This is a genomic window from Rhodococcus sp. C1 (assembly GCF_020809065.1).
GTDB lineage: Bacteria > Actinomycetota > Actinomycetes > Mycobacteriales > Mycobacteriaceae > Rhodococcus_F > Rhodococcus_F qingshengii.
Genome location: NZ_CP078080.1, coordinates 1443761 through 1464219, shown reverse-complemented (window position 1 = coordinate 1464219; position 20459 = coordinate 1443761). Strand labels below are relative to the sequence as shown.

General features: G+C 64.7%; 12 protein-coding genes. 7 read left to right on the top strand and 5 right to left on the bottom strand.

What is annotated here, in order from left to right:
* Positions 1-51: 51 nt before the first annotated feature.
* Positions 52-2349, bottom strand: a complete 2298-nt coding sequence (locus KTR60_RS06705; RefSeq protein ID WP_042452232.1) for an IniB N-terminal domain-containing protein — start codon at positions 2347-2349, stop codon at positions 52-54.
* A 336-nt stretch (positions 2350-2685) separates the two neighbouring features.
* On the opposite strand from KTR60_RS06705, the gene KTR60_RS06700 reads away from it, so the two are divergent.
* From KTR60_RS06700 to KTR60_RS06680, 5 genes are all read left to right on the top strand, one after another.
* The gene (locus KTR60_RS06700) at positions 2686-4413 is read left to right on the top strand and encodes an Hsp70 family protein (RefSeq protein WP_228401985.1); all 1728 of its coding nucleotides are present in this window, start codon (positions 2686-2688) and stop codon (positions 4411-4413) included.
* A 14-nt stretch (positions 4414-4427) separates the two neighbouring features.
* Positions 4428-6866: a LuxR C-terminal-related transcriptional regulator gene (locus tag KTR60_RS06695; RefSeq protein WP_228401984.1), complete on the top strand. Its 2439-nt coding sequence runs from the start codon at positions 4428-4430 to the stop codon at positions 6864-6866.
* Positions 6867-6977: 111 nt separating this feature from the next.
* The gene (locus KTR60_RS06690) at positions 6978-8225 is read left to right on the top strand and encodes a hypothetical protein (RefSeq protein ID WP_228401983.1); all 1248 of its coding nucleotides are present in this window, start codon (positions 6978-6980) and stop codon (positions 8223-8225) included.
* A 109-nt stretch (positions 8226-8334) separates the two neighbouring features.
* Complete coding sequence (locus tag KTR60_RS06685) at positions 8335-9675, top strand: S1 family peptidase (RefSeq protein ID WP_042452237.1); 1341 nt, start codon at positions 8335-8337, stop codon at positions 9673-9675.
* 225 nt (positions 9676-9900) lie between these two features.
* Positions 9901-11211 (top strand): S1 family peptidase, encoded by a 1311-nt coding sequence (locus KTR60_RS06680; RefSeq protein WP_054187117.1) that lies wholly within the window; start codon positions 9901-9903, stop codon positions 11209-11211.
* A 79-nt stretch (positions 11212-11290) separates the two neighbouring features.
* Here the strand turns inward: KTR60_RS06680 and KTR60_RS06675 are convergent, their stop codons facing one another.
* Positions 11291-11941, bottom strand: coding sequence for a glycine zipper family protein (locus tag KTR60_RS06675; RefSeq protein ID WP_003943407.1), 651 nt, complete (start codon positions 11939-11941; stop codon positions 11291-11293).
* Between the two features lie 359 nt (positions 11942-12300).
* Between KTR60_RS06675 and KTR60_RS06670 the strand changes: the two genes are divergently transcribed.
* The gene (locus KTR60_RS06670; RefSeq protein WP_214924474.1) at positions 12301-15468 is read left to right on the top strand and encodes a (Fe-S)-binding protein; all 3168 of its coding nucleotides are present in this window, start codon (positions 12301-12303) and stop codon (positions 15466-15468) included.
* 173 nt (positions 15469-15641) lie between these two features.
* On the opposite strand, the gene KTR60_RS06665 is transcribed toward KTR60_RS06670, so the two are convergent.
* Together KTR60_RS06665 and KTR60_RS06660 are read right to left on the bottom strand one after the other, a co-directional pair.
* Positions 15642-16097, bottom strand: a complete 456-nt coding sequence (locus tag KTR60_RS06665; RefSeq protein ID WP_003943690.1) for a hypothetical protein — start codon at positions 16095-16097, stop codon at positions 15642-15644.
* Positions 16098-16142: 45 nt separating this feature from the next.
* A complete protein-coding gene (locus tag KTR60_RS06660) occupies positions 16143-17321 on the bottom strand; it encodes a DUF6745 domain-containing protein (protein ID WP_218694972.1) in 1179 nt (392 codons plus the stop codon).
* Between the two features lie 245 nt (positions 17322-17566).
* Between KTR60_RS06660 and KTR60_RS06655 the strand changes: the two genes are divergently transcribed.
* Positions 17567-18499: a hypothetical protein gene (locus KTR60_RS06655; protein WP_228401982.1), complete on the top strand. Its 933-nt coding sequence runs from the start codon at positions 17567-17569 to the stop codon at positions 18497-18499.
* Here KTR60_RS06655 and KTR60_RS06650 read toward each other — a convergent pair.
* Complete coding sequence (locus tag KTR60_RS06650; RefSeq protein ID WP_228401981.1) at positions 18489-20429, bottom strand: prolyl oligopeptidase family serine peptidase; 1941 nt, start codon at positions 20427-20429, stop codon at positions 18489-18491. The two genes, KTR60_RS06655 and KTR60_RS06650, sit on opposite strands and share 11 nt — an antisense overlap.
* Positions 20430-20459 lie beyond the last annotated feature (30 nt).

Genomic DNA, 20459 nt, shown 5'->3' with positions numbered 1-20459 from the left:
GATTTGTTACATCAGGTCATTTTGACCGATTTCAGTTCCTGCGTCAGCAGATCAGGGATGCAGGTGATCGACAACCGCAACCGGGTCGATGTGATCGACCGGCGCTGCAACCGAATCCTCGGCGAAGAGCGAGTGTTCGGTATCGGCGCTCAGACCCGAAGTGGAACCCGAACCGAAAGCATCGGTCGCATCGATCGACGACCACGGGTTCAGCGCACCGGTCAACGAACTCGTCAGGTCGGACACTCCGCTCACTGCTCCACCGAGGGATCCGCCCAGGTCAGCGACTCCGCCGCCGCCAACGGTACCGCCGCCGTCGACTGTGCCACCGGCAGCTGCGGCTGCGTCGGCACCGATCGAACCCGTCACGTCGGTGACTGCTCCGACAGCCCCGCCGAGCGATCCACCGAGATCGGTGACGCCGTTCAGTGCGCCGCCGAGCGACCCACCCAAACCAGCCGCAGCGTTCGTGGCCGCGTCGAGACCTGCTGTTGCGTCGAGACCTGCGGTTGCGTCCAGCGCGCCGCCCACAGTTGCTCCGAGGTCGCCGGTCACACCGCCGAGGTTCAGGCCTTCTGCCGCGATGCTTCCGAGGTCGACGGAAGGCAGTTCAGCGGAGATCGGGCCGAGGTTCACAGCGCCGAGGTCGACGGAGGGCAAGTCGGCACCGATCGAACCGGTGTCGATTCCGCCGAGGTTCAGTGCGGTGTCCAGCGCTCCACCGAGTGCACCTTCGGCACCGAGAACGCTGTCGAGAGAGCCCCCCAGCCCGAGGCCCGCGCCCAGCGCACCGTCCAGCGCGCCGGTCAGGTCCGTGCCCACGGAACCGACAGCACCCAAGCCGCCTGCACCTGCGAGGGCGGTGTCGAGAGCCGCAGCGACACCGGCTGCCAAGCCTGCTTCACCGCCCAGACCGAGTGCACCACCGAGGTCGATTCCGGTAAGTCCGCCTGCGCCCAGCGCTGCGTCGAGAGCGCCGCCGAGACCGCCCGCGAGCCCGGCATCGACGCCGAGTGCCGAACCGAGAACACCCTCGAGGGCCGTCGACAGATTCGCGCCTCCGCCCAGAGCTGCCGCGAGGTCTGCGCCGAGACCACCTTCGAGGTCGAGTGCTCCCCCGAGCAGTCCACCGAGTGCGCCACCCAGGTCGGCTCCGACCGTTCCGCCGGCACCGAGGGCGCCGGAGAGTGCCGCGCTGAGCTGCGCGCCGAGGTCTGCGCCGCCGCCGAGTACGGCGTCGAGGTCGAGTCCGCCGCCGAGACCCAGTGCTGCGTCGAGTGCGCCGCCCAATGCAGTTTCCAGACCGCCGCCGACGCCGAGTGCTCCGCCGAGGGCGCCACTCAGGGCAGCACCGAGATCGAGGCCGCCCGCGATATCGGTGAGAACGCTGACATCCGTGATCGCGCCGAGGACGCCGCCGAGCGATGCACCCAGATCGGCGCCGATCGTGCCGCCGGCTCCCAGGACGCCCGAGAGCGCGCCGGACAATGCCGTGCTGAGGTCGCCTGTCAGAGCGCCGGCGAGATCCAGGCCGCCGCCGAGTGCAAGAGCGGATTCCAGTGCGCCGGTCAGGCTCGCGCCCAGTTCGCCGCCGATGTCAAGGAGACCGCTGAGGTCTGCTGCGCCGCCGAGGAGTCCACCGAGAGCCAGGCCGAGATCGGCTCCGAGGTCACCACCGATGGCGAAGACGGGTGCGAGAGCTCCGCTGAGCCCTGCCGTCAGGTCGAGTCCGCCGACTGCTCCGATCGCGGCGTCGAGGGCTGCTCCCAGCTCCGCAGTCAGGCCGCCGGTCACACCGAGGGCGCCGCCCAGAGCCGCGCTGAGCTGTGCGCCCAGATCGAGAGCTCCTTCGAGATCGAGTGCGCCGCCCAAACCGAGACCGGCTTCGATCACAGCGCCGAAGGCTGCGCCGAGTTCGGCACTGATCTCGCCACCGATGGCAAGCGCAGCGCTGAGGGCTGCTGCGAAGTCGCCGACCAGGTCGAACTGGCCGCCGAGGGCGCCTCCGACTCCGATTCCTGCACCTGCGCCGAGACCCAGGCTGCCGCCGAGGCCACCACCGAGACCACCGGTGAGTCCACCACCGAGACCACCGCCGAGTCCGAGACCGCCGCCGATTGCACCGGCAGCGGACGCACCGGCGTTGACGATCGCGGACAGGTCGGCGCCGCCACCGGCAAAGAGTCCGGACTCGGCGACCAGCGGAGCGACCGCGACGATGTCGGCGGGGCTGACGTCGCACAGACCGGCAGCATCGAGTGCCGCGGTCGGGTTGGCGCAGTAGTTGGCAGCTGCCTCGTCGTCACGAAGTAGCCCGAGGATGAATTCGAGTACGGCGTTCGTTGCCATGGCGGGTTCTCCTGAAGTTCGTTGACCGGGTTGTTGCCGGTGGGTAGTTGCCGGTGGTCCGGAAACTGGTGCGCTGCCAGAGGTAGCGAGTGGAATCAACGCTAAGAACTTTTGCGACTGGGGCCAACGGGGAGCACCCCCCTCTTCTCCAGGGACAGGTGGGGAAGCCCCCCCATTGGGCTACGCCCGGTCGGAATAGGGGATTTGCCCCGATTAGGGGATCGGTCCCCTACTTCGTCGCGACGCCTCCGATCCGGTAACGATCTAGGTCCTGAAACCGACATCGCAGACAACCGCGACAGTCCTTCTGTCGCCCACGACCAGGGGAGTTCGTTCATGGCGGCAGGGCTCGGCATCAGCATCGGTTCGGCCACTCTCGTAGCTGTCACCGACGGCTCGACCGGTGAAACGCAACAGGTCCGCTTACCCAGTGCGCTGCAATTGGACGACGGATCCGTCATCACCGGATTTGTCGAGCGCGTCGGGGACCCGATTCCGATACTTGCCGCCGACGGTACCGAGTACCGCGGCGAGGCTCTCGCGGCGACAGCGGTCGGCGCACTGGTAGACCAGGCAGGCGGTAACGAAGGGCCAACTGTCGTCCTGGCTCACCCGGTGGGGTGGAACCGCCACACGGCACGCACCATGGAGTCCGCTCTGGACGACGCCGGAATTCACGGGGCGACTCTCGTCGCCGAACCCGCAGCCGTCATGGCGTGGCTCGCCGCTTCCGGAACTGTCGTCAGCGACGGTCTGACCGTCGTCTACGACCTCGGTGCTCGCTCGCTCGACGTCACGATGATGTCCACGACCGACGGACGAAGCGAGATATTCGGTAAGCCGCTGCGCAGCGAGGACATCGGCGGCGACGAATTCGATCACCTCGTCACCGTTCACCTGCTCGATGCGGTTTCCGACCAGTTCGCAACCCTTGATCCCTTTGCACCCGAGACGATTGCAGCGCTGGAAACTCTGCGCGAGCATGCCCGCGCAGCCAAGGAGGAACTTTCCACCGAGACGGAAACCGTTGCCCGCGTGGCGCTTCCCGGTGCCGTCAGCGACGTTCGACTCGTTCGTTCCGAACTCGAAGATCTGATCCGGCCCGCCCTCACCGAATCGGTGGCATTGGTTCGCGAAAGCCTGCGATCTGCCGGCGTCGAGTCCAGTGACGTCAATCAGGTTGTCCTGGCCGGCGGAAGCTCGTCCATTCCCCTTGTCGCCGAACTACTGTCGGCGGAGCTTCGTGTCCCGGTGATCGCCGACGCCGATCCAGCGTCGTGCGCGGCGTCCGGCGCCGCGACCCTCGCACTCGACGCCAGAGACTCGCAAGTGCCGGCCGCTGCCACTGCAGTGATTCCCGCCGAGCCGTCTCGCAAGCCCGCACCGGTTCCCGCCTTCTCCACTCCGTTGCTTGCCGAGCCGACCGAAGAAGAGAACACGGCGACTCGACGCTCGTCGAGGGTCGGCGTCGTTGCTGCAGTGGTGGGAGCATTCATCGTGCTCGCCGCAGGCGGGCTCGGAATCGGAACTGCCATGGACAAGATCAACGTTCCGTCCAGTTCGGCGAACACCACCAGCGAGTCCACCTCCTCGACCGCTTCGACCACCGCGGGCTCTACTCCCGGCAGCACCACGGCAGCGGAAGCGGCAGGCACCGGATCCACGACTGCGAACAACGGCACTCAAAGCAATCAGCCCGGTTCTCCTGCTGCCGCAGGCGGCTCGACGACGGCGCCGGGGGCAGTTCCGGTTGCCGGCGCACCGGCGGGATCCTCGCCCGCACCGGGCGAGACCGCTCCGTCGGCGCCTGCACCTGCCGCACCCGGCGCCCCGGCGCCCGCACCTGCTCCCGCCCCGGCACCAGCACCCGCACCCGCGCCTGGAGCCGGCGTCGGGACCGGTGTCGGTGACGCTGCGACCGGCATCGGAAACGGAGTCGGCGGTCTGGTCGACGGTGTCGGCAACGGAGTCGGCGGCGTGGTCGGAGGTCTCGGTAACGTCGTCGGTGGTGTCGGAAACGTGGTCGGTGGTGTCGTCGGCGGCGTCACCGCACCGATCCGCTGACCGGCGGTCTTTCGATGAACCGTGACAACGGCACCGAATCGTCGTTCATCGCAGGACTTTTGCGCGACGTCGACCTGACTGCATCGCCACTGCGCCTATTCGTCACCGGGACCGATGCCAGCGCTCGGCCCCAAGTGACGAGGGTTGTACGGAAGCGAATCGAATCGGGTGACAAGCCCGTGGTCACCGCAGTCACGCATGACGTCCCCGCCGACGCGATTGTGGTGATCGCGGACGCGCAAGCTCTGACCTCCGATGAAATCCGTGCCCTGAAAGAGCTTGTCCAACGTGACGACCTCGGAGTTGTCGTAGCCTCCGATCGGATCGATCCACCACTCGCACCGATCTACTCGAACATCTCGAGTTTCGGCACGGTGTTGCATCTGAACCCGTTGAACCGAAACGATATTCGGAAGATCGCGGCCGAGCGAAAAGTCCCGCTCGACGACCGCGCCGTGGTGGCGCTCGAGCATCTGTCCGGTGGTTCCTTCGGGGCGATCGAAGCGTACTTCGCCGCCGCCTCGGCAGGCCGCCTGGAAATGCCGAACGCCATACGCACACACATCCTCCACCAGGTCACCGCTCTGCATCCGATCGAGCGCGAGATCCTCGAAGTTTCACTCGCCGTCCCGGACATCGACGCCTTCGAGCTCGATCTGGGACAGGAGAAGTTCAGCCTCACAGCTGCATTCGACCGGGCACTGGCGACCGGACTGTTCGGTTCGCGATCACCACTCGTCGCGAGCGTGCTCGCCGAGTCGACGAGCACCGGGCGTATCCGCAGCGAGCTGATCAGAATCGTCGAATCACGCGCACACACGAGAACCCTCGATATCGACACAGCACGAAGACTTTTCGACTCCGGAATCCGCCACCGCGATCTCACGGGTGTACTACGAGACGCCGTCGAGGCGAGCACGCCGGCGGTCGCGGCAGATCTCTTTCGCCGCGTGAATTCGATCGAGCCTCTCGGCGTGGCCGACACGCTGCTGTACGCCCAGGTCTCGGCTCGCAGTGGTGACCTCGACACTGCCTGCCGTCTGGCCGATTCCGTCATCGCCGCACCCGATCTCGACGACGCGAGATTGGCTGCGGCGGTGCGAATCCGCGCAGCTTCGTCCGCAGCATGCGGCCAACTCGGCGCCGCTGCAGATCTCTACACCTGGCTGGGGCCAGGGCGCACCGGAAACGAATCCCCCTTCGCCGCAATCACTTTCCTCGGCATCGGCAAGGTCGATGACGCGAACGCGGCGCTCACCGGGCACACCGGATCACCGTCGAGCTCGACGGTCGGCGCTACCACACTGGCCAACGGACTGATGCAATCGGTCACCGGGAGCGCGCCGAGTGCGCTCAACACGATGTCGCGCGCACTCTCGCTCCCCGGCGGAGCCGACACATCTGAATTCCAGCCTGATTCCGCCCCGGCGCTGGTAGCTCTTGCACTCCTGCACAACGGCGCCCATGAACGGGCCGCCGCTGTCGTCACGGCCGCGATCGCCGCCGACGACGACGCAAGCAGCCACACGTGGGCGCGACTTCACCTTCTCGGCGCCTGGATCGCGATGGTCCGCGGGCAGGACGCGATTCTCGAAGACCTACCGCAGGAGGTCGTCCGCGGCCCCCTCCGTGAGCGTGACGCACTGTTTCTGCATGCTCTGATCGTGGGTCTTGCTCGGCGTTCCGGCGATCTCGCCCAGCTGCGTCGAGCTTGGTCGGGCGCGGCAGGCACCCTCTCGTCCTGCAGCGTTGATCTGTTCAATCTGCTTCCCATCGGCGAACTGTGGCTTGCGGCAGTACGGCTCGAGGAGACCGAGCAGGTCGAGCATCTCGTCGACGACGCGCGCTCACTCCTCCGCGCGCTCGGCGAGCCGCCGCTGTGGTCGTCGCCGCTGCATTGGTACGGCGTCCAGGCGTCGATCCTCTCGCAGTCGCCGGCCGATCTCCTCCCACACGCCCATACACTCGCCGAATCAGCCAAAACTCACACTTACGCAGCCGGTTTGGCGATCGCCGGACGCCAGTGGCTCCTACTCATGCAAGGCAACGTCGACGCAGACGGTGTCGAAGCCGCCGCACGAACGCTCAGTCGGATCGGACTCCCGTGGGACGCCGCTCGCCTCGCCGGCGAAGCAGCGCTGCGCACCCCGGACACCAAATCGGCCACGGCACTGCTCCACGTTGCGCGCTCGCTACGCACAACGTCGACGGCCGAGACAAGTGCAACCGATACCGCCACAAGTGCGGCGCCACCGTCGGCGCTGACCGAGCGCGAACAAGAAGTTGCCGAACTCGTCGTCGTCGGACTGACGTATCGGGAAATCGGCGAACGCCTCTACATCTCCGCTAAAACCGTCGAGCACCATGTCGCACGGATCAAGCGGCGCGTCGGGGCGCAGTCTCGTTCGGAACTGCTCACCATCCTTCGCAGCATGACACCGCCGAACAAGTAGTTAGCTGCATATTGTCCAGAGGGTTGCGTATATCCGTTTAAGTGATAGTTTTCACAGGAATCAGGACATGCCTGCCGAGCAAAGTTCGGTAACTGTGAAACGGGGATCGCTATGAAGTGGGGAGTCGGACTCGCCGTCGGCAACAAACGAAGCATTGCTGCGATCGCGAGACCTGACTCGGAGCTGGTGACCCTCGAACGCGAATCGGTTCTGCACCACGCCCCCGACGGCACCGTGCAGCTAGGCGGAACCGCGGCGGGGTCCACCGGGTTGCGCGGGTTCCTCGACAGGGTCGGCACCGACGATACCGACAACTTCTCCGAGCACATGACGCGAGGGGAGGAACTGGTAGCGACAGCAATGTATTGCCTGGTCAAGGAAGTCCGAACACTCACCGATCAGAACCTGAACATCTCTGCGGTGATCCCCGCGGGTTGGTCGAGCGATTCCGTCGACGTACTGCGCGGCGCACTCGACAGCATGAATCTCGACGGCGTCGAACTGATTTCAGAAGATGAAGCCTCTGCGGCTTGGCTCGCGGATCCTGACGCCGACGACCGTGCTGCTCGCGGAGCCGCAGCGTTGGCCGCACCCTTCTCGATCACCTCTACCTGTCCCGAACCCCAGCCAACCGATTTTGAGCCAGAAGACACCCCCGCAGAGTTTCCGCCGTTCGTTCTGATCGAACCGGAGCCGGAATCCGGCGTGGAGGCACCGGTCACGAAAGAACCGAGCATCGACGGTTGGCTGAATCGCCAGTGGCGGTCGGAGCGCCGACCGATCATCGCCGCAGCAGCCGCCGCAGTCTTTCTGACGGTGTCGGGTTGCGCGGCCGCGGTCATCATCGGACACACTCCGACCATTTCAGCACCCAGGATTCTCGACGCACAATCTTCCCTGTCCCCCGGGACGGACACAGCTGCCACACCGACGAGTTCATCCGGGACAGGCACGCAATCAGCGACCTCACCCCCACCGGAAGTACCCGCTCTCGGCGCGCAGCCGACGGCGCAGTCGTGGGCATCCGAAGCGGAATCGACCTCATCCGAATTCCAGCCCATTCCGGTGAGTCCGGGCACCGGTACAGAGAAATCCACTACGGCGAACGTCCCCGCGCAACAGGGATCGCCGATCACCATCCAGATCGATCCCCTTCGGATCGAGAACCTGCCGCCGGTCGTCGGACCGCTGGATCCGGTCGATCCGGATACCCCGGACACTCCCGCCGTGACCGCCCCCACTGATACACAGACAACGCCGACGCAGCCGTCCAACCCGACCGACACAACCGATCCGGTGGTTCCGAATCCCGACATGCCCGTCATGCCATTGGCCCCGAGACCCGGAATGCCAAGTTAGACAGAATAATTCGACTTGCCGACAATAGGCACATATTCCTCGTCGAAACTTTTCCCCTATGGTGGGTGCGGTACCTACCGGCTCGGTGCCGGGGACTTGAAGGGATTTCATGCGTAACTCGTTGGCGATCCGCACCGCTGTGGTCGGCGCCTCGGCACTACTGCTCGCAGCTCCATTCACCACGACGGCATCGGCAGAGCCCGCCTCCGACACGCATGTCGAACAGCTCGGGGCAGATCAGCTTCCGGCTGAGCTGGTCGAGGCGATCACACGCGATCTGAAGATCTCCCCACAGGAGTATCTGGACCGCGCTGCCAAAGCTCAGGAACTCGGTGCATACGCCCAGGAATTCAAGTCCGAGCGCCCTGGCGACTACGCCGGCTCGTGGATGGGACTCGACGGTCAACCCGTCGTAGCCGTCACCACCACCGAAGCTGCACGCATCGCGGCCGACGACGGTTACCGCACGCACGTCGCCCCCGTCTCCGCCGACACCCTCGAGAAGACGCTGGCCGACGTCAACGGATGGATTGCCGGGCTGCCCAAGGAAATCTCACGCGCAGTCAATTCGGCGACTATCGACGTCCTGAATAACCAGGTCGTCATCGACGTCGCGAACAGCCCCGTCGGGCAGGCGCTCAATCTTCCGACCCTGCTCGAGAACACCAAGATCGTTCTCAGCCCGGACGGTGGCGGATCGGTTGATCCCGGAGCACTCGGCGGCGACACCTACATCACGTCGACAGGCCCCATTCGCGAGACACCGACCGAGAACATCTCGGTCTGCTCGTTCGGGTTCAACGCCGTCGACGATCAGAACAATGCTCTCAATATCAGTGCCGGACACTGCAATCCGGCCGAGGGTTCGAAGTCGCCCGTCTACCTGCCGAATCACGCGAACGTCGACGACAGTCAGTTGATCGGAGCATTCTCACAGTCTTCCGTCGGCAACAACGCCGGCGATCTCGATTACTCGGTCATCAAGTTCGACCAGTCCGGCATCGACGCGGGCCTCGACCGTGCTGCCGTCCGCGGTGCCAACGGGACCACCCTCGCGATCACCGGAACAGCACGTCCCGTGATCGGCGCTCCCATCTGCAAGTCCGGCCAGACGTCGTCCTTCACCTGTGGTGTCGTGGCAGCCGATCGCGTCGAAACTCAACTGGTCATGGCGGACGGTGATTCACGAACCGTTCGCGGATTCGCCGGCACCGCGTGCACCCTCGCCGGGGACAGTGGCGGCGCCATCGTCTCCGGAACCTTGGCTCTGGGCATCACCAGCGGCTCCAACAGCAGCGGAGCACCCAGTTGCAACGAAGCGAACCTGGTACTGGCGACCTCCGGTGGAACCTCGAATCTGGGTATTCCGGTCGGAGACATCCTCGACGCGGCAGATCGCGCTTCCGGTGGCGGTGTCGGTGCCGGAATCCGCGTCCGCACTGCAGGTTGACCAACCACTGTTTCACGCACTGTGCCCGCCGATCCGTTTCGCGATCGGCGGGCACAGTGCTGTTGTCGGTCGGGGTCAGCGCTGTCTGCTCATGTAACGGGTGGGAATAGCGCGTTCGAACCCATATAGTCATGGTCGACTGTGATCGGCTCACCACAAGTCCGTGAGCCGTATCCGTGTGCTCCCAGGGGGGTGGTACGCGGTCAACGAAGTGGAAAGGCCCACATGCGAAGCTCCATCGCACGTCGCGCCGCAGTGTTCGGTTCGGCCGCGCTGCTGCTCCTCGGACCGATTACCGCGGTCGCGAACGCAGAACCGAACGAATCCGGGGTATCCGATCAGGCAGCCCATCTGCCCGTCGAACTCGCCGAAGCCCTACAGCACGACTTGGCGCTGACGCCCGACCAGTTCGTCTCGCGTTCCGAACTCGCGCAGAAGCTCGCGGAGTTCGCCGCCATCGCGCGCGTCCAGTTTCCCGACTCTTTTGCCGGAGTGTGGCTCGACGACCTCGGCAAGGGCATCGTCGCTCTCGCTGACGGTCGCGACAAGGATGCTGCCCGCGAGGCCGCCGAGAAGGCCGGTTTCGAGGTCAAGGACGTCGCGCAGAGCGAGCAGGCTCTGCAAGGTCAACTCTCGGCACTCAACACCTGGCTCGATTCGCAGCCTGCCGAGGTCGCAGACCTCGTGCGTGGCATCGCCGTCGACGTCGTCGGCAACGGAGTCGCCCTCACGGCCGATCCTGCCGCCGGCATCGAATTGCCTGAATTCCTGAAGCGGACCGTCGTCCATACCGCTGCTCCGCTACTGGTTCCCCCGATCGTCGCGGACCTCATCCCCGCAACCGGATCCGCAACCGGCGACGCTGCACTGGGCGGAGACGCCTTCGGCGCAACCTCCGGTAACACTGGACTGCGTTGTTCGTTCGGCTTCAACGGCACCGACGGTTCAGGACGCACAGTCAACATCAGCGCCGGTCACTGCGATCCCAACCGTGCCGCTGCCGGCACCTCGAACTCCAGCCAGGTCTTCCCGATGGTGAACAACCAGACCGGGCCCCGCGTCGGGTACTTCGCCAAGAGCAGCTTCGACGGGCGCGACTACTCGATCATCAACATCGACGACAACGCGAAGTACCGCTTCGAGAACAACAGCGTGCGGGTCCCGTTCAACCGCTCGGTCAACATCACCGGTACCGCCGATCCTGTCGTGGGCGCCCCGGTCTGCAAGGCAGGATCGACCACAGGCTTCAGCTGCGGCGTCGTCACCGGCGTCAACCGCGTCGCAAAGGTTTTGGATCACACCCTCGACAACGGCTTCACCACCAACATCTGCGTCCTGCAGGGTGACAGCGGTGGCCCGATCGTCTCCGGAACGTTGGCAGTGGGCATCACGAGTGCGTCCAACGTCGCCACCTCTCCCCTGTGCGAGATCGCTCAGGCAGAGACACTGTTCGGGCAAGAAGCCCCGACCCAGTACGCGACGCCGATCAACGACATCCTCGCCGCCAACCCAGGCCTGAAGGTTCGCGACTACTGATCACACGCATTCCTCGAGACAGCAAAACGGGCGCCACACCTTCTGAAGGTGTGGCGCCCGTTTCGGCGTTCGTGACGTTCTACTGGAAGAGAGTTGTTCCAGCCGGAGCGTTCAGAACCTTGATCAGGTCCAAGCCCGCGACGACGGCAGTTCCGCCGCCGGCGAGGATGGTACCGGCGACTCCACCGATACCGGCCCCTGTGACCATGCCGGGCAGGCAGCCGACGACCAGGCCGGGCAGACCCACGATGCAACCGATGACCGCCCCGACGATCGTGCCGGTGAGGCTGCCGATCTGCGTGGCAAGCCCGAGCTGTGACTGGAACTTCTCGATTGCCTTCTGATCCTCGTCAGGCGAAGCAACCGGGGTGAACTCGGCAGCGACCGGCTTCGGCTTGGAGCTGGCCGGGTCCAGGTTCGGCTTGAGGGTGAGGGTCTTGCCGTCCTCACTGACGGTCTCGTCGAACGGGAACTGAACGTCGCCGAGGTTGAACGCGAGCGGAAGGCTCACGAGAGTTGCGCCCTGGCTGTTCTGCAAGTCGACGTGAGTTCCGTCGCCCGAGACCCGGAATGCTCCGGCGTCGATGGTGGTGACAACGGCCTGGTCGACGACCTCGGCGGTGTACGAAACGTCGGGTGACGTCTCCGGAGCTGCGTAAGAAGTACCTGCAGCGATGCCCGTAGCGGCAATGGTCATCGCTGCGACGGCCGCAGCTTTTCGAATGAACATTTTTGATCCTCCCCGGGATCGGGCGGGCGTCAGTCGATGACTCACACCACCCGTTTCCCCTGTGCGTGACGGGCGTAACGATAACAGCCGGTCGGTTGTTCTCACCTGCTCGGAACCCGACTTAGGGCTGCCTGACAGATGGACACCTGACGGGCACCGCCTAACGTGACGACCAGACATGTCTGCGTCTGGCCCAGCCCGTCCGACGCAGAAGATCGATCTCTCCAGGCCACGAGCGGTTACCAGCCGGTACCTACAGGCTGGTAATGCTAGTTACTGGCGGGTAACATAACGCAGGTTAGTATCAGTGGGCTGTCCCGAGGTGGCCGACGCGTCGCCCTGAAACGAAAGGCCGCGACATGAATGCCCTGACGATTACGTTGGGCACGATTGGTGCTCTGCTGAGCTTGGTGTGTTGGTACATCTTCCTCTCAGGCGCGCTGAGGATGTTCAACACCGTGCGCATCGGCCAGTCGGCACCCGATCGATGGCGCCCGTTCTTCCCTCGCTTCAAGCAGATGATCATCGAGTTCATCGCGCACACGCGCATGAACAAGTTCCGCAGCGTCGGCTGGGCCCACTGGCTCGTCATGGTCGGATTCCTCGGTGGGTTCCTGCTGTGGTTCGAGGCCTACGGCCAGACGTTCAACCCCGAATTCCACTGGCCCATCTTCGGTAACACGTGGGCGTGGCACCTGTGGGACGAGATCCTCGGCCTGGGCACCGTCATCGGTATCACCACGCTGATCGTGATCCGTCAGCTCAACCACCCGCGTCTGCCTGCACGCCTGTCCCGATTCGGCGGCTCCAACTTCAAGGCTGCCTACGTCATCGAGGGCATCGTCCTGCTCGAGGGCCTGGGCATGATCATGGTCAAGGCAGGCAAGATCGCGACCTACGGTCACGCCAACCCGTGGACCGACTTCTTCACCATGCAGGTCGCGAAACTGCTTCCCGCCAGCCCCGTCATGATCTCGGTGTTCGCATTCGTGAAGCTGATGACCGGCATGATCTGGCTCGCGATCGTGGGCCGCAACATCACCTGGGGCGTCGCGTGGCACCGCTTCTCGGCGTTCTTCAACATCTACTTCAAGCGTGAAGACGACGGCACCGTCGCGCTCGGCGCGGCAAAGCCCATGATGTCCAAGGGCAAAGTCCTGACGATGGAGAACGTCGACCCCGACACCGACACTCTCGGCGCCGGAAACATCGAAGACTTCTCCTGGAAGGGCTGGCTGGACTTCACCACCTGCACCGAGTGCGGGCGTTGCCAGTCCCAGTGCCCTGCTTGGAACACCGGAAAGCCGCTCTCTCCCAAGCTGCTCATCATGTCGCTGCGTGACCACGGCTACGCCAAGGCCCCGTACCTGCTCGCTGGTGGACGCAAGGACATGGGCGGCGACGAGATCGGTCTCGTCGACAGCGAAGGCAATGTCAAGGAAGCCGCACTCGCAGCCATCCCCGAGGCCGCACGCCTCGAGGCCGACCGCAAGCTCGTCGGTGAAACCGTCGAAGGTGAGATGGCCCCGGTCATCGACGCCGAAACCTTGTGGAGCTGCACCAACTGCGGTGCCTGCGTCGAACAGTGCCCCGTCGACATCGAACACGTCGACCACATCATCGACATGCGTCGCTACCAGGTCCTGATCGAATCGGAGTTCCCCTCCGAGCTCGCCGGCCTGTTCAAGAACCTCGAGAACAAGGGCAACCCCTGGGGTCAGAACTCCAAGGATCGCCTCAACTGGATCAACGAGATGGACTTCGAGATCCCCGTCTTCGGCAAGGACGCCGACAGCTTCGAGGACTACGAGTACCTCTTCTGGGTCGGCTGCGCCGGCGCCTACGAAGACCGTGCCAAGAAGACCACCAAGGCCGTTGCCGAACTCCTCGCCACCGCGGGAGTGAAGTTCATGGTCCTCGGCGCCGACGAAACCTGCACCGGCGACTCCGCACGTCGTGCCGGCAACGAGTTCTTGTTCCAGCAGCTCGCGATGCAGAACATCGAGATGCTCAATTCGGTCTTCGACGGTATCGAGCAGAAGAAGCGCAAGATCGTCGTCACCTGTGCGCACTGCTTCAACGCCCTCGGCAACGAGTACCCGGAGGTGGGCGGCGACTACGAGGTCGTGCACCACACTCAGCTGCTCAACCGTCTGGTGCGCCAGAAGAAGCTGATCCCGGTTGCGTCCGTGAGCGAAGACGTCACCTACCACGACCCGTGCTTCCTCGGACGCCACAACAAGGTTTACGACGCTCCCCGTGAACTCATGGAAGCCTCAGGCTCCAAGCTCGTCGAAATGCCGCGTCACGGCGAACGTTCCATGTGCTGTGGTGCCGGTGGTGCTCGCATGTGGATGGAAGAGAACATCGGCAAGCGCATCAACGTCGACCGCGTCGACGAAGCGCTCTCCACCAACCCAAAGAAGATCGCCACGGGTTGCCCGTTCTGCCGCGTCATGCTCACCGACGGCGTCACTGCCCGCCAGGAGCAAGGCCAGGGCGAAGGCGTCGAGGTCGTCGACGTCGCGCAGCTGATGCTGAACTCCGTCACCCGCCTCGATCCCGCCCAGCTCGGCGAGAACATCAAGGTGATCCCGCGCGAGAAGGCACCGGTCGCTGCTGAGGCAAAGGCTGAGACCGTCGAGCAGGATCGGGTCGCCGAAGTCGAGGAAGCTGCCGCGACTCCGGAAGCCAAGGCTGCACCGGCAGGCAAGGGTCTGGCCATGAAGGGACTCGCCAAAGCACCAGGTGCAAAAGCTCCCGGTGCCAAGGCACCCGGCAAGGGGCTCGGAATGGCCGGCGGGGCAAAGGCTCCCGGCGCCAAGAAGGCGGCTCCCGCCGCAAGCGCGGAAGCTCCCGCTGACGAAGCTGCTGCACCGGCAGCACCTGTCGCAAAGCCCAAGGGTCTCGGCTTGGCAGGCGGGGCCAAGGCTCCCGGCGGCAAGGGACTGCAGATGAAGGGCGCCGCCAAGGCACCCGGAGCAAAGGCCGCTGCCGCACCGGCAGCGGAAGCTCCGGCAGCTGAGGCTGCTGCACCCGAAGCTGCTGCACCCGTCGCCAAGCCGAAGGGTCTGGGCCTGGCGTCCGGCGCCAAGGCACCCGGCGGCAAGGGACTGCAGATGAAGGGCGGGGCCAAGGCTCCTGGTGCAAAGGCTGCTCCTGCTTCTGAAGCACCTGCTGCTGCTCCGGCAGAGGCTCTGGCAGAGGCTCCGGCTGCACCGGCAGAGGCTCCGGCCGCCGAGGCGGAAGCCCCGAAGGCTCCGCCTGCTGCCAAGGCCGGCGGACTCGGATTCAAGTCGGGCGCAAAGGCTCCCGGTGCCCGGAAGGCAGCTCCCGCTGCGGCCCCGGCGCCGGCTGCAGAGGCCCCGGCTCCCGAGGCCGAACCTGTGAAGGCAGAACCCGCTGAAGCGCCTGCTGAGGCGTCCGCACCCGCGGAAGCTCCGGCGCCTGCTGCCGCGCCGCCCGCCCCCAAGGCAGGCGGACTCGGATTCAAGGCCGGCGCGAAGGCTCCTGGCCGCAAGAAGTAAGCGCACCACACGCGAATGCCCTCACCGTCACGGTGAGGGCATTCGTGTTTGTGCGGGAGCCTTTGCCGACCGAGCACCCTTTCCCTCGACCCGACACACCGTCCAGCACACGGAAACCGGTGCTCGCCCTGTGCAAGTGGTGCTCACTCCCCCGCCAACTCGAGGCCGGCGTGTCAATCGGCGACAAGCATCACCGCACCGCGCGCACGCCCGACGCCCCTTTCCTGCTGCCGGCCGATGACGTATCGTCCCGGAGCGATGCCGGTCGCGCCGTGCTCCGGGTGGATGAGGTACGCGGTCACTCGGGTGTCGAGCATGCCGAGTGCAAGGCCCCGAGCATCTTTCACCGGCGTCGACCACGTGCACTCCCCTTCGTCTGCAACCAGACTGTGGGGGTTCCCTCCCGCCGCACTTCGCAGCAGTTCCACGCCGGAGAGCGGCACTCTCACAGAGCGTGTCCATGGCAGAGGCGCCACGATATTTGCGAGCAGCGAAAACGGGATCACGATGAGATCGCCTTGCGCCTGAAGTCCGTCGATCACAGGAATGGACACTTCCTGGTCCAGGTAGTCGAAGACATCGAGGCCGGTGAGGCTGGTGAGAGCGGACAAGGTCATGTTCGAGTTCATAAGTATCACCCAAGGTTTGAGGATTGAGGGTAGAGGGTTCGAGATTCAGGTTCGACGAACGAGACGGGAATAGTCGGTACCGGTGATGCCGTAAGTCCATCCGGCGGCATCCAACGCGGAGGTAAACCATCCGGGTACGTGAAGGCCGTATCGACGCCGATGCCCGTCGCGTTCGAGAGAACCGTTGACCGCGAGGAGAATCCGTCCACTTCGACCCCAGCCCTCCGGCGACGCGTAGAGCTGCAGCAGGCAACCGGCGTTACCGGGATCGTCGGTTTGGTCGACCAGTGTCAGGCCCGCCAGCTCGATGTAGGAATCCCACCCGATCCGCTCGATTGCACATCGACGGATCTCTACATTGCGCTCGTGTGCGATGCGTTCGGCGGTGGGGTCGAGCACCACCCAGTCTGGAACGATCGCTCCGTGTAGAACGAACGCCTTTGTACCGTCTACGAATTCGATTGCGGGGGAATCAGAATGATGCAAGCGCCGTGCCCCCTGCGCGCTGCCCGGAATCGGTTCGGCATGTAAGGCAGTGGGTCGTTCCGCCATGATGCACACGTCGTCGAACGCCCACCACCACCCGGTCGAGTCGGCCAGTGCGGTCTGCACGTCGAGGAGTTCACGGTCTTCCGAGCGGAAGGTCGCAAGACCGAATCGATGGCATGTGTCGTAGTACGCGATTCGATGTGCGTCCTGCTGCCCGTACCAGGTCACTTCCCCGGCCACCGGGGTCAACATCGTTCGTATCGCAGCTGCGACGCCGTCGAACAGCGTGGTGTGCAACGATTCCCAAATGGACGCCCTGATCAGGCGCTCCCCCTGCCGGCGTTCCATCTGCCAGCCAGTTCTCCGACATTCGATTCGCGCGTCCATGCGTCGGCGCGATGCCGCAAACATGCTCGCGATGTACCCGGAAGCGCAGTCGAGGCCGGTGCCGTCCAATGACATCTTGGTCGACAGTCCTTCGGTGACGATCAGGTCCGAACCAGCAGACGGCGACGGGACCCAGACGAACTCCGGTTTCGGGAGCCCGGAGCGCCGATACAGTTGCGCGACAGAGGCTTCTGCGGTGTTTCGATCAGCAGGACGAGTACACAATCCGCGTTCGAGCCACACGTCGCGGATCTTTTCCAGGGCCAGACTGTCTTCATCGAAGAGATTGAAGTTCTCGGGCAATGTCGCTCGATGTGATGCCGACGAGCGAATCGGTGCGGCGCTCACGCGACGGTGGCGGTGTCCGCCTTTCCTGTAGTCATAGTTGAACAGCCTGGCACGCGAACGCTCCGGACGCAAGGGTTTCCTAGAGCGCGACACCGGGAACCTGCCACCGTTTCCCCATACCGAACACCCTCTCCAGCGACGCGAAACCGGTTCGAGCTGTGGACAAGTGGTGTTCACTCACGGCTATCCACACCCCCGGGGTCACGGCTTCCTTTCCAGCGCCGGGCACAGCAAGATTGATCGACATGGGGGAACAGACACATATCATCCGCAGGCCGGACCAACTGTCGATCGGTCGCACCGATGCCGAGATCCGACAGGCCTGCGCTAGTGGAACCTGGGCCAGAATCCATCGTGGTGCGTACGTGGACAGCGGCCACCTGTCCCGCCTCGACGCATACGGACGACATCGATTGCGGGCAGAGGCCGTGGCCTGCGCCGCTTCACCCGGTGCCACTGTCAGCCACGTCTCGGCTGCGGTTCTGCACGGTTTCGAACTCTGGAACACTCCGCTCGACGTCGTTCACCTGTCCCGGAACCGGCGAGGTGGTGGCCGAAAGTCCGCTCGACGTCATGTGCACTCGACATGGCTGGCGGACAACGAGATCACCGAAGTCGATGGGCTGCGCGTCACGACTCCGGCACGAACTGTTGCGGATCTCGCGAGGACACTCACTTTCGAACAGGCTCTCGTCGTGGGCAATTCAGCGTTGCACCGTTCAAGGTTGACCAAGGACGCGGTTGCAGCCTCGCTGGCACTCAGCCCGAACCATCCGCGCCATCGACATGCGCTCCACGCGCTCACCGCGATGGACTCCCACATCGAAAGCGTCGGTGAATCACGGAGCCTCGCATTGTTCCTGCACGAACACCTGCCGCTCCCCGAACCCCAGGTCGACATCCACGACGCTCGAGGGTTCGCCGGCCGCGTCGACTTTCTGTGGCGTGAGCAGCGCACCATCGGAGAGTTCGACGGCCGCGTCAAGTACGGCCGACTGGTGCCAGCCGGTCGCAGCCCCGAGGACGCGCTCTGGAACGAGAAGCTCCGCGAAGACCGACTCCGTGACGCAGGGTGGGAGGTCGCGAGGTGGACGTGGGCCGACCTGTCGACCCCGTCACTGGTGGCAAGTCGGATCCTGGCGGCCTTCGCGCGCAGCCACGGGGCCGTCAGCTACTGATCGCAGGCTTCCACAGCTCGAGCGTCGGAATGCCGGGTGGAGTGAATCCGAGCACCTGCCCGTAGAAGGACAGCTCGGCGTTGCGTGAGCTGATGATGGTCGACTGCTTGCGGAATCCGTGAGATTCACCCTCGTAGGCCAGGTACGCGTGCGGAATGCCCTTGGCCACCAGAGCATCCCGGAATCGCTCCGCCTGCGAGGGTGGCACGATCGGATCGTCGAGACCCTGGAGAAGCAACACCGGGCAGTTCAACCCGTCGACGTTGTTGAGTGGAGCACGTTCCGCGTACAGGTCGGCAGATTCCGGCAGCGGGCCGATCAAACCGTCGACGTAACGCGATTCGAAATCGTGAGTTTCCTGCACGAACAGGTCCAGTTCAGCCACGCCGAAATAGGAAGCACCACAAGCGAACACGTCGGACGTCGTCAGTGCGGCCAGAACGGTCCAACCACCGGCGGATCCGCCTTCGATGGCAAGGCGGGCCGGATCGGCAAGCCCCTGCTCGGCCAACCCGTTGACGGCGGTGACGACGTCCTGCACGTCGACGACACCCCACTGACCACGCAATCGATTACGGTACTCACGTCCGTAACCGGTCGACCCGCCGTAGTTCACGTCGACGACGCCGATTCCGCGGCTGGTGAAGAAGGCGTAGACGAGGTTGAGGGCCGGTGCGACGTGCGCCGTCGGCCCACCGTGAACAAACGCGACATACGGCGGTCGTTCATCGTCGAGCCCTTCGTATCGCGGACTGCGCGGCGGATACGCAACGGCGTGAACTTCTCGCCCGTGTCCGTGAGCCACGACGGCTCGCGCTTCCGGAAGGTAGGCAGACTCGGGCAATTCTTCGACCGACGAACGGATTTCGGTGAGTTCGCCGGTACCGAGGTCCAGTTCACGTAGCGCGCCCGCCAGTTTCGCGCCTCCCGAGATGAGCAGTAACCGATCGCCGCGAACTTGCATGAGGCCGATGCTGGTGACACCCGGGGTCGCGATGTCGCGCAGTTCTCCCGACGCCGGGTCGAGTACCGCCAGCGTGTCGGTTCCGACGGTGCGTGCGGTGAGAAGGTGCCCGTTGCCGAGTTCGACGAACCAGCGCCCACCGAAGCGCCACTGCGGGCCACCGAAATCCGCGTTCACCGGGCAAATCGGGCTGATCTTGCCGCCGACGCGATAGATGTTCCACCAGCCGCTGCGATCGCTGATTGCGTAGAGTTCGTCGTCGGTGATCCACTCCGGCTGCAGGACGGACTCTTCAAGTCCGCCGATCAGCACGGAATACGCCTGAGCGACGCCGTCGACAAGTGGAGCTACCCGCAGTTCGGTACCGTCCCAGGGCATTTGCGGATGGTTCCATGCGATCCAGGCGATCTTGGTTCCACTCGGCGAAAGCCTCGGTGACGAGAGGAAGTCCGAGCCGCCGACGATCGAGCGGATGTTGCCGGAACCGTCCAGCGGAATCGCGCAGATATCGCGAGTGATCGCCCCGTCCTCCGCGTGCGCTTCCCGAACCGCCCACACCTCGCCGTTCACGATCTGCAGGTCTGCGTATCGCAATGCGGCCGGCGACGCCGGTTCGGGCGTCAGAGCCCGTGGAGTGACTCCTTCGAGGATGTACACCCGTTGATCGGAGAATTCACTGAAGACCAGTTTTCCGGACTCGGTGACCGTCCAGGCGCCACCGCCGTACTCGTGAACCCTGGTACGCGCGTTCCACGGCGCGGGGAGGATGTCGACGGGTTGGTTGTCGAGACCGGATCGACGGATCGAGGTCCGACCACCCTCGGTCGGACGAAGTTCAGCCCACCAGATCTCGTCACCGACGTATCGTCCACCCTCGACAGGGTGCCCACCTGCAGCCAGATCAGCTGCTCCGATCGGAGAAGTCCACGATCCGTACGGGGCTGCAATCTGCTCGCTGGGGGTCATCGCTCGACAATAGCCAACGGGGCGTGCGAC

Coding starts and splice junctions, on each gene's coding strand:
- KTR60_RS06670 (WP_214924474.1), top strand. CDS start 12,301: ATGAATGCCCTGACGATTACGTTGGGCACGATTGGTGCTCTGCTGAGC.
- KTR60_RS06695 (WP_228401984.1), top strand. CDS start 4,428: ATGAACCGTGACAACGGCACCGAATCGTCGTTCATCGCAGGACTTTTG.
- KTR60_RS06675 (WP_003943407.1), bottom strand. CDS start 11,941: ATGTTCATTCGAAAAGCTGCGGCCGTCGCAGCGATGACCATTGCCGCT.
- KTR60_RS06705 (WP_042452232.1), bottom strand. CDS start 2,349: ATGGCAACGAACGCCGTACTCGAATTCATCCTCGGGCTACTTCGTGAC.
- KTR60_RS06690 (WP_228401983.1), top strand. CDS start 6,978: ATGAAGTGGGGAGTCGGACTCGCCGTCGGCAACAAACGAAGCATTGCT.
- KTR60_RS06685 (WP_042452237.1), top strand. CDS start 8,335: ATGCGTAACTCGTTGGCGATCCGCACCGCTGTGGTCGGCGCCTCGGCA.
- KTR60_RS06655 (WP_228401982.1), top strand. CDS start 17,567: ATGGGGGAACAGACACATATCATCCGCAGGCCGGACCAACTGTCGATC.
- KTR60_RS06650 (WP_228401981.1), bottom strand. CDS start 20,429: ATGACCCCCAGCGAGCAGATTGCAGCCCCGTACGGATCGTGGACTTCT.
- KTR60_RS06665 (WP_003943690.1), bottom strand. CDS start 16,097: ATGAACTCGAACATGACCTTGTCCGCTCTCACCAGCCTCACCGGCCTC.
- KTR60_RS06680 (WP_054187117.1), top strand. CDS start 9,901: ATGCGAAGCTCCATCGCACGTCGCGCCGCAGTGTTCGGTTCGGCCGCG.
- KTR60_RS06700 (WP_228401985.1), top strand. CDS start 2,686: ATGGCGGCAGGGCTCGGCATCAGCATCGGTTCGGCCACTCTCGTAGCT.